Source organism: Mesorhizobium sp. M7A.F.Ca.CA.002.04.1.1, assembly GCF_004022805.1.
GTDB lineage: Bacteria > Pseudomonadota > Alphaproteobacteria > Rhizobiales > Rhizobiaceae > Mesorhizobium > Mesorhizobium ciceri.
Map to the genome: position 1 here is coordinate 1 of NZ_RZPL01000150.1, position 9,629 is coordinate 9,629.

Annotated in this window: 11 protein-coding genes; 10 read left to right on the plus strand and 1 reads right to left on the minus strand. The window is 62.4% G+C overall.

Features of this window, described 5'->3' with window-relative positions:
• The 6 genes from ENZ75_RS10670 to ENZ75_RS10695 form a co-directional block, all read left to right on the plus strand.
• Positions 1 to 453: aminotransferase class III-fold pyridoxal phosphate-dependent enzyme (locus ENZ75_RS10670; protein ID WP_128278092.1), on the plus strand; the 453-nt coding region annotated here is incomplete at its 5' end.
• On the plus strand, positions 438 to 824 hold the full coding sequence (locus ENZ75_RS10675) for a hypothetical protein (RefSeq protein ID WP_206617028.1): 387 nt from the start codon (positions 438 to 440) through the stop codon (positions 822 to 824). The genes ENZ75_RS10670 and ENZ75_RS10675, both read left to right, overlap by 16 nt.
• The gene (locus tag ENZ75_RS10680; RefSeq protein WP_063168757.1) at positions 824 to 1,561 is read left to right on the plus strand and encodes a GntR family transcriptional regulator; all 738 of its coding nucleotides are present in this window, start codon (positions 824 to 826) and stop codon (positions 1,559 to 1,561) included. Before ENZ75_RS10675 ends, ENZ75_RS10680 begins: the two co-directional genes overlap by 1 nt.
• A complete protein-coding gene (locus tag ENZ75_RS10685; protein ID WP_063168756.1) occupies positions 1,561 to 2,667 on the plus strand; it encodes an ABC transporter ATP-binding protein in 1,107 nt (368 codons plus the stop codon). The genes ENZ75_RS10680 and ENZ75_RS10685 overlap by 1 nt, the downstream gene beginning before the upstream one ends.
• A 31-nt stretch (positions 2,668 to 2,698) precedes the next feature.
• Positions 2,699 to 3,634, plus strand: coding sequence for a 3-keto-5-aminohexanoate cleavage protein (locus ENZ75_RS10690; RefSeq protein WP_063168755.1), 936 nt, complete (start codon positions 2,699 to 2,701; stop codon positions 3,632 to 3,634).
• Positions 3,631 to 4,077 (plus strand): acyl-CoA thioesterase, encoded by a 447-nt coding sequence (locus ENZ75_RS10695; RefSeq protein ID WP_164745900.1) that lies wholly within the window; start codon positions 3,631 to 3,633, stop codon positions 4,075 to 4,077. The genes ENZ75_RS10690 and ENZ75_RS10695 overlap by 4 nt, the downstream gene beginning before the upstream one ends.
• 66 nt (positions 4,078 to 4,143) lie before the next feature.
• On the opposite strand, the gene ENZ75_RS10700 is transcribed toward ENZ75_RS10695, so the two are convergent.
• The gene (locus ENZ75_RS10700) at positions 4,144 to 4,713 is read right to left on the minus strand and encodes a cupin domain-containing protein (RefSeq protein ID WP_063168754.1); all 570 of its coding nucleotides are present in this window, start codon (positions 4,711 to 4,713) and stop codon (positions 4,144 to 4,146) included.
• A 193-nt stretch (positions 4,714 to 4,906) separates the two neighbouring features.
• Here ENZ75_RS10700 and ENZ75_RS10705 point away from each other — a divergent pair, with 193 nt between their 5' ends.
• From ENZ75_RS10705 to ENZ75_RS10720, 4 genes are all read left to right on the plus strand, one after another.
• Positions 4,907 to 5,920, plus strand: coding sequence for an arginase family protein (locus ENZ75_RS10705; protein ID WP_063170311.1), 1,014 nt, complete (start codon positions 4,907 to 4,909; stop codon positions 5,918 to 5,920).
• Between the two features lie 207 nt (positions 5,921 to 6,127).
• Positions 6,128 to 6,925, plus strand: a complete 798-nt coding sequence (locus tag ENZ75_RS10710) for a transporter substrate-binding domain-containing protein (RefSeq protein ID WP_063168753.1) — start codon at positions 6,128 to 6,130, stop codon at positions 6,923 to 6,925.
• 21 nt (positions 6,926 to 6,946) lie between these two features.
• Positions 6,947 to 7,669, plus strand: a complete 723-nt coding sequence (locus ENZ75_RS10715) for an amino acid ABC transporter permease (protein ID WP_063168752.1) — start codon at positions 6,947 to 6,949, stop codon at positions 7,667 to 7,669.
• A gap of 147 nt (positions 7,670 to 7,816) precedes the next feature.
• Positions 7,817 to 9,629: FAD-dependent oxidoreductase (locus ENZ75_RS10720; RefSeq protein ID WP_128278094.1), on the plus strand; the 1,813-nt coding region annotated here is incomplete at its 3' end.

A 9,629-nucleotide genomic window follows, 5' to 3' on the forward strand; every position in this document is an offset into this window, starting at 1 on the left:
GTACTCACCTTCGCGCATGGCGGCTCACCGCTCAATTTGCCTTTCCCCTTTGTCTTCGCCGACTACAACGATAGTGCAGGCGCCGTGGCGCTCATCAAGGAACAGGGCGACGAACTTGCCGCGGTGATCGTCGAACCGATGATGGGCGGCGGCGGCTGCATCCCGGCGACGCGTGAGTTCCTGGAAGCGCTGCGCGCCGCGACGAAGGAGACCGGCGCGCTGCTGATCTTCGACGAGGTGATGACCTCGCGCCTCGACTACCGCGCGCTCCATGGCGCACATGAAATCTTTCCCGATTTCGTGACGCTCGGAAAGTACATCGGCGGCGGTGCGAGTTTTGGCGCATTCGGTGGACGCGCGGATCTCGTCGACCGCTTCGATCCTGCTTTGCCTGGTGCGTTTTCGCATGGCGGACGTTCAACAACAATATTCTCAGCATGGCTGCTGGTTTGACCGGTCTGACGCAGGTGCTGACGCAAGAGGCGAGCCGCGCCATCAATTCGCGCGGCGATCGCTTGCGTGAAGCGATGAACGTCTCCCTTGAGCGGTATGGCGTCGAGGGCATCGTCATAGGGCGCGGGTCGTTGATGAACCTGCATTTCGTCAGGGGGCCGGTGGACACGCCGGCGCGGCTCGACGATGCCGATCCATCGGCGATTGCGCTTTGGCATATCGAGATGCTGTTGCGAGGGTACTACGTGACGCCGCGCGGCATGCTGGCGTTGTCACTGCCATTTGGCGACGCAGAACTCGACGGCTTCGCCGCCGCATTCGACGATTTCCTGTCGAGCAACCTCAAAATACTGCCGCGCCGGACAAACTGATGCTCGATCGCAAGGATGCCACTGCCGGCTCGGCCGCGCAAAAGACAGCTCATGTTCGTGTACATACGGGCTTGAAGGAGGCACTGATGAACGGTGACTTCCTGCCCGGCCAGAGACTGGTCGTACGACAGCTTGCCGAACAGTACCGGACCAGCGCCATGCCGGTGCGCGAGGCCTTGCGGCAACTCGTCAGCGACGAGGCGATGTTCGACCACCCAAATCGGGGCGTCATTGTCCCTGAGGCCACGGTGGCGCGTATTTCGGATCTGGTGCGTGTGCGCTGCAGCGTCGAAGGGACGGCGGCCGAGTGGGCCGCGACGACCATCACGCCCGAAGAACTCGATGAATTGGCGAAGCTGAACGGGCTGATGCGCGAATGCGTCGAGAGCAATGTCATGGCTAATTATCTCGGCCTGAACAGGCGCTTCCATTTCACGATGTACCATGCCGCGCGTTCACCTCTCATCCAGCAGATCATCGAGAAATTGTGGCTGCAGGCAGGACCGTTTCTGAACATCGTCCGCTCCGACGTGACCTACGGCCTGGGCCTGGACCATCACGACGAAATGCTCGCGGCGCTGCGTCGCGCCGATGGCGCGGCTGCGCGCAAGGCGCTGGTTGCCGATCTGCGCGAGGCCGCCGACATCATTCTTCGCGCCGCGGCGGCGGCTGAGGCTCAACCTGCGCGCAAACGCCCGGCTTCGGTACGCCGTGATCCGAAGGCGCAGGCGCGGTGATGGGCGGATCCCCGCATGGCCCGGTTCATGTCGAGTTTCGTGGCGTCAGCAAGCGCTACGGGCAGACCGTCCAGGCGGTGCGTCAGCTCGACCTGGAAATCATGCGCGGCGAATTCCTGACGCTGCTGGGGCCTTCGGGATCCGGCAAGACGACGGCGTTGATGATGCTTGCCGGATTCGAGGATACGACCGAGGGCGAAATCCTCATTGACGGTCAGCGCATCGACAACGTTCCCGCCAATCGTCGCGGCATCGGCATGGTGTTCCAGAACTACGCGCTTTTCCCGCACATGACGGTCGCCGAAAATCTGGCTTTCCCACTCGAGGTCCGCAAACTTGGCCGCGAGGAGGTGACGCAACGTGTCAGGAACGTTCTCGACATGGTCCAGTTGCCCGAATTCGGCAACCGGCGTCCGGCGCAGCTTTCGGGTGGGCAGCAACAACGCGTCGCGGTTGCCCGCGCCCTGATCTTCGAACCAAATCTTGTCCTGATGGACGAACCGCTCGGCGCCCTAGACAAGCAACTGCGCGAGCAGATGCAGTTCGAAATCAAGGAAATCCATGCCCGGCTTGGCGTCACGTTCGTTTATGTGACCCACGACCAGACCGAGGCGCTGACCATGTCCGACCGGATCGCGGTGTTCAGCGCCGGCCGCATCGAGCAGCTTTCGACACCACGCGAACTGTATGAGCGTCCGACGGGCAGCTTTGTGGCGAGCTTCATCGGCGAGAACAACCGCATGTCCGGCACCGTGCTTGCCGGCGGTGAAAATGGTGGCGTGGCCGTCCATCTCGACGATGGCGATCTGGTGTTGAACGCCATTTCCCCTGGCGCGACGCCCCCTACGGGCGCCAGGGTGACGCTGTCGATCAGGCCCGAGCGCATGTCCTTATTGCACGAAGGCTCCACCGCCCTCAACGTGATCGCGGCAACCGTCGTTCAGTCCGTCTATGTCGGCGATCACATCCGGCTCGTCGCTGTCACGGCGGGCGGCCTGAAATTCATTGTCAAGCTTGCCGCATCGTCGTCTCGGTCCGAACTCAATGCGGGCGAGGCGGTTCGATTGGGCTGTGGTCGTGAGGATTGCCTCGCTCTCGATAGATAACAACAAAAGGCAGACAAGGGAGAGTTCAACCATGAAGAAATCGCCGAAAGTCGTCATCACCTGTGCGGTCACCGGCTCGATCCACACGCCGACGATGAGCCCGTATCTGCCGATAACGCCGTCCGAGATCGTCGACGCCGCTGTCGGAGCAGCCGAAGCCGGGGCGTCGGTGATCCATCTGCATGCCCGCGATCCGGAGACCGGCAAGCCTACCCCTGATCCCAGGCTGTTTATGGATTTCCTGCCGCGCATCAAGCAGCAGACCGACGCCGTGATGAACATTTCCACCGGCGGCGGGCTGAAGATGACCCTCGAAGAGCGCCTTGAAGCGGCGCACGCTTCGAAGCCGGAACTCTGCTCGCTCAATATGGGATCTATGAATTTCGCCTTGCACCACATCGCGCCGAAATACACCGACTGGAAGTACGACTGGGAGAAGGGCTATCTGGAAGACACAAAGAAGGGCATCGTCTCCAACACGTTCGAGCAGATCGAGCGGATCATCGTCGAGGTCGGCCAGGCTTATGGCACGAAGTTCGAGTTCGAGTGCTACGATGTCAGTCACCTCTACACGCTTGCGCACTTTCTCGACCGCAAGCTGCTGAAGCCGCCGCTTTTCGTCCAGACGATCTTCGGGCTGCTGGGCGGTATCGGCGCCGACCCAGAAGACATGATGCACATGCGCAGGACGGCTGATCGGCTGTTCGGAGACGACTATCTCTGGTCGATCCTTGCCGCGGGCAAGCACCAGATAAATCTCTGCACGATGGGCGCGATCATGGGCGGCAATGTACGGGTCGGTTTGGAAGACAGCCTCTATGTCGGCAAGGGCACGCTCGCCAAGAGCAATGCCGAACAGGTGGCCAAGATAAAGCGCATTCTCAACGAGTTGTCGCTCGAAATCGCGACGCCCGACGAAGCCCGTCAACTGCTGGATCTCAAGGGCGCACATGAGGTCGGGTTTTGACGCCCCCCGGCATCGAAACCTATGTCGGCGTCGTGCATCCTTGGATGTGCGACGCGATGGGCCATCTCAACGTTCGTCATTATGTGGCGATGTTCGATGACGCCAGTTTCCAGTTGCTGGGCAGGATTGCCGATCCTCGTTTGACGCCGACCCTCGGCTGGGCGGATGTGAGGATGGAGATCGACTACGTGCATGAAACCGCGGTGGGAACTCTGGTCACCGTTCGCAGCGTTATAGAAAAGCTTGGGAAATCGTCGCTGACTTATCTGCATGAAATGCGCGGTACGCTGGACGGAGTCCTGCATGCGCGCATGCGCACCGTAACGGTGCGCTTCGATCTTCAAGCGCGGAGCAAGATCGAGATCGAAGGCGAGGCCCGGCAGGCGAGCGCGAAACTCCCGAGGGGTGAAGCCGGCAGCTTTGCGCCTCAAGTCGGTCGTTAAGACCAGCTTCGCCGTTTCCCGAAAGCCGACGTCATCGGACTACGCTGGCTTAAGATGACTGCGCCTCTAGACGGACGGCGGCGACAGGATGAAAAGCGCTTGCGCCTGCTTGGTGGCGGAACTGTTGCGGAAGGTGTGGAGGCGTCTTGGGTCGAAAGTCATGGCGTCGCCTTCGAGCAGGACGAACTCCTCGCCTTCGAGCAACACGGTCACGCTGCCCTCGACGACGAACACGAATTCCTCTTCCGAACGCCAGCTGTAGAGCTTGTCGCCGCCGGTGCCGCCCGGCGCCATGATCGACAGGATCGCCTGCGTCCGAACCGCGGATTTCGGGCTGAGCAGGAAGTCTAAAAGGTCGGTGCCGCCGAGCACCGCCGGAGTGCGCGCGTCAACGCGGACGACAGCCGTGTTGTCATGCTGGAACAGGCTGCCGATCGTAATTCCAAGAATGTCGCACAGGCGAACGAGCGTTGCCACCGAGGGCGAGGCCTTGTCGCGTTCGACTTCGCTGAGAAAACCCTTGCTGACTTCAACGCCATCCGCCACGGCCTGGAGGGTAAGGTCCAGTTCGCGCCGTCGATTGCGCAGGGCATCACCGATGCGGGCCGTGGACGGCCTCTGGGTGCCACTCGTCATGATTGCGCTCTCAGCATGTTCAATCCCATACCGTCAGCTCGGTCCGCCGTACAAGCCGGAATTTTATGTGTTCTGTATAGAACAACTTTGTTGACTTATACAGAATTCCCCACCAGCATCCAGATGAATTTCGAGGAGGCGGCGGTGCCATGAGGCGAGCCTTCCCCGCCAGCATACGGATGAAGGAGCGATGATGAGCCAAGACGATATTGCCGAAGCCAGGCGCAGTTCGCAGAGTTGGTACTGGTGGGGCATCGCGACGTTTTTCCGCTGCCCGGTAGCGGAGACTCCGGCCGATGTGGATATCGGCCTGGTCGGCGTGCCGCACAGCTCCGGAAACGGCTCGACGGAGCGCGACCAACATCTTGGCCCGCGCGCGGTCCGCAACGTGTCGGGCTACTATCGCCGCTCGCACGGGGTGCACGGCTTTTCGCCATGGGATGCCGCCAAGATCAGCGATCTTGGCGACGTTCCCCTGCCCGAGGCCATGAACAACGAGGCCTGTGTCCGCGACATCGAAGCCTTCTACGCCCGGCTCGACGCCGCCGGCACAAACCCGGTTTCCATCGGCGGCGATCACTCGATCACCGGGCCTATCATCAAGGCCATCGCCGGACCGGGCCGGCGCCTGTCGGGAGGCCAGCCCTGCTCGCTGATCCATTTCGACGCGCACACCGATTCCTACGACAACATGCCCCACTGGCTTGGCGCGAAGCGTTCGGCGGCGCACTGGGCGGCCTATACGGCAAAGGAAGGTGCGGTCGACCCGGAACGCAGCATCCAGATCGGCATGCGCGGTCATCCGGCGGCGGATATCCACACCGGCGGCGTTGGCGGCTCGAGTCGCGCTCTGGGCTATCGGGTTGTTACGATGGACGAGTTCGAACGCTTGGGCATAGAGCGCATGGTGGAGATGATCCGCGAGCGGGTTGGCGATCGCCCCGCCTACATCACCTTCGATCTCGACAGCCTCGACCCCTCCGTCGCTCCCGGGGTTTCGAACCTCGAGCCGGGCTTCGGCGGCCTGACCATCCGCGAGGCGACGCGCCTTCTGCAAGGATTGAAGGGGCTCAACATCATCGGTGGGGACGTCGTCTGCCTGATGCCGACCAAGGACAGCCCCAACCAGATCACGGCGCAGGTCGCCATGGTGATGATGTACGAACTGATCTGCCTGATCGCCGCAAAGAATGCCGAGACGCACTGACGCGTGGCCTTGGCCGCTACAGGAGCGCGCCGACGCCATCGGTGATGGCGTCGCGGCTCGCGGCTCCGGACTTTCGATGCCGGTTGCCGATGCGGTGGCGCCATTCTTTCGCTGTCTCCTGTTCTCTTAAATGAATTATGTTGACTATTGACGAACTTTCGGCAAGCGTTCCTTGAGGCCGCCAAGAGCCCAAACTAGAGGTGAACCATGAACCGCAAGATCCTTCTACTCATCGCCCTCGCGGCCGCCACGCCGGCGGCAGCACAGCCGCCGAGCTTCGCCGCCGACGGTAAACTGCAAGCCTGCGTCGATCCCACTTTCCCGCCGATGGAATTCATCAAGACGGCGGGCGAGGCTCCCGTTGGCGTCGACATCGACGTCATCAAGGCGCTGGCCGCGCACTGGAAGGTCGACGCCAGTATCACGACGATGGACTTCAGCGGCCTGCTTCCCGGCCTGGAATCGAAGCGCTGCGACATCGTCATCAGCGGCGCTTTGCTGAAACCCGAACGGCTGGAGAAGCTGAGCGGCGTGCCTTATCTGAAGACCGGCGTCGTCATGATCGGCAAGGCCGACGATGCGTCCGCCTACAAGAGCTATGAGGATTTCTCCGGCAAGACCATCTCCGTCCAGTCCGGCACTTCCTATATAGGCCTGCTGGACAAGGTGAACGAGGACCTGGCCAAGGCCGGCCGCGACAAGATCACCATGCAGACCTATCCCAAGCAGACCGATGCGATGCAACAGGTGGTGCTGGGTCGCGCGGTCGCGACGATCAGCCAGGACACCGAATTCGCCTACCGCGACTTGCAGCAGCCCGGTGAGTTGAAGATCGTCTACTCGGCCGGCGCGCAGGATCAGTACGCGGCCTATTTCCGCAAGGATGAGGCTGACGCGGCGGCGGTCGCCGCTACTGTCAAGGAGCTTGCCGCGAACGGCACCATGAAGACCATCGCCGAGACGTGGAAGCTTCCGATGTCGACCATCAGTGGCATCGGTCAGTAACGGCGCGATCGGCAGGGTTCCGTGAGCTTTGACTTTGGCTTGTTCTGGTCGACACTTTTTTCCGGGACGTTCTTCAGGGCGGCGCTGGTAGCGCTCGCCCTGACAATACTCGCGCATGCGGCGGCGATCCTCCTGTCGCTGCCGCTTGCCTTGGCGCTCAACGGGCAAAACAAGGTGCTGCGCTGGGGAGCGACGGCCTATATCGCTGTTTTCCGCGCACTGCCGGCGCTTCTGCTGCTGCTGTTCGTCTGGAACGGCCTGCCGCAAATATGGCCGATCTTCCGCGAGACCTGGTTTTCGCCCTTCATCGCGGCCCTCCTGGCGCTGACGCTGAACGAGGCCGCCTATCAGGTCGAGATCAACAGGGCGGCGCTCAGCGCCGTCGAAGAAGGGCAGTTTCAGGCCGGCGCCGCACTTGGCCTGCGCAAGCCGCAAGTGTTCTTCCTGATCGTCGTGCCGCAGGCGCTGCGCATCGCCCTGCCGCCGACCGTCAACGAGTTCATCACGCTGCTCAAGACCACGTCGCTGGCCTCGGTGATCTCATTGACGGAACTGATGGCGGTCACCCAGCAAAGCGTCGCCTCAACGTTCCGCTATGCCGAGTTCTACGCCGTCACCTCCCTCTACTACCTGGCGATGGTCTATGTACTGATGATCCTGCAGAAGCGGATCGAACGGCGCTTCGCCTGGGCCAAGCCCCACGCGGCCGGAAACGATACCGACAAAGTGCCCCATCACGCATGACGGGCACAAAACGGTGGGCCGCAGCGTGCGGCACGCCATTGACATCCATCGACGCGACGGCATGACGCTGCTCCGAAAGGGCGCCAGATGCCTGAGCCGCGCAGCAATTCAGGGGGACGCGTAATGTCAGGGGCTAGTTCAGAACAGATGCCGGAACAGGCTGATGTCGTCATCGTCGGCGGCGGCATTGCCGGATGTTCGGTCGCCTATCACCTCACCAAGCTTGGCATCACCGACGTCGTACTGTGCGAGCGCAAGCAGCTGACATGCGGCACGACATGGCATGCCGCCGGCCTGGTGACGCAGTTGCGGGCGACGCGACAGATGACGGAGCTGGCGAAATACACCGGCGAGCTGTTCGGCCGCCTCGAAGCCGAAACCGGACAGGCCACCGGCTTCATGCAGCGCGGCTCGCTGCGTGTCGCCAACACCGAGGCGCGCTTCGAGGAGCTGGCACGCGGCGCCTGGATGGGGCGCAATTTCGGCCTGCCGGTCGACATGGTCACGCCCGGCGAGATCAAGGAACGCTGGAGCCCGGTCAACATCGACGGCATCGTCGGCGGCTTCTGGTTCCCCAATGATGGACAGGTCAACCCCACCGACGTCACCATGGCCTATGTCAAGGGCGCGCGCACCGGTGGCGCCTGCATTCTCGAAAACACGCCGGTCACGAAAATCCTGGTCGAGAACGGCCGCGTTTGCGGCGTGGTCACCGACAAGGGCGAGATCCGCGCCGACAAGGTGGTGATATGCGGTGGCATGTGGTCGCGCGATCTCGCGGCACAGATCGGCGTGACGCTGCCGCTGCACGCCGCCGAGCATTTCTACATCGTCACCGAGACCATCCCCGGCCTGCCCGCCAATTTGCCGGTGCTTTTCCTGGGCGACGAGTGCTCCTACTACAAGGAAGACGCCGGTAAGCTGCTGCTCGGCTGCTGCGAGCCGGTGGCCAAGCCGTGGGGCCATAACGGCATCTCGCCCGATTTCTGCTTCGACAGCCTGCCCGAGGACTTCGAGCATTTCGAACCGATCCTCGAAATGGCAACCAGGCGGGTGCCGCTGCTGGCGGATGTCGGCATCAAACTGTTCTTCAACGGACCGGAAAGCTTTACGCCGGATGACCGCTATCTGCTGGGCGAGACGGCTGAGGTCTCCGGCCTGTTCTGCGCCACCGGCTTCAATTCCGTCGGCATCCTCTCCTCGGGCGGCGTCGGCAAGGCGCTGTCGGAATGGATCCGCGACGGGCGCCCACCGGTCGATCTCGCCGATGTCGACGTGCGCCGCACCATGTCGTTCCAGTCGAACAAGAAATATCTCTACGACCGCACCACCGAAACGCTTGGCCTTTTGTTCGACATGCACTGGCCATACCGCCAGTTCGCCACGGCGCGCCACATCCGCAAGAGCCCGTTCCACGACCGCCTGATGGCGGCGGGTGCCTGCATGACCGAGGCCGCCGCCTACGAACGCCCTGGCTTCTTCGCTTTGCCCGGCATGAAGGCCGAGATCGACTATTCCTACGGCCGCCAGAACTGGTTCGGCGCCTGCGGCGAGGAAAGCCGCAACACGGCTGACAACGTTACGCTGTTCGACCATTCCTGCTTCGTGAAATACTGGATCGAGGGGCGTGACGCCTGCGCGGTGCTCAACCGCATCTGTGCCAACAATGTCGACGTACCCGCCGGCCGCGTCGTCTACACGCAATGGCTGAACGAGCTAGGCGGCATCGAAGCCGATGTCACGGTCACCCGCATCTCCGAAACCGCCTACATGGTCGTGACCATCGCCGTGTCGCAGCGGCGCGACCTGGCCTGGCTCAAGCGCCATATCCCGGCGGACGCGCATGTCTTCGTGCAGGATGTCACCTCCGGCCTGCCCATGCTGGCGCTGATGGGGCCGAAATCGCGCGATCTCCTGCACGCCGTCTCGCCCGATGACTTCTCGGAGGCGGCGTTTCCCT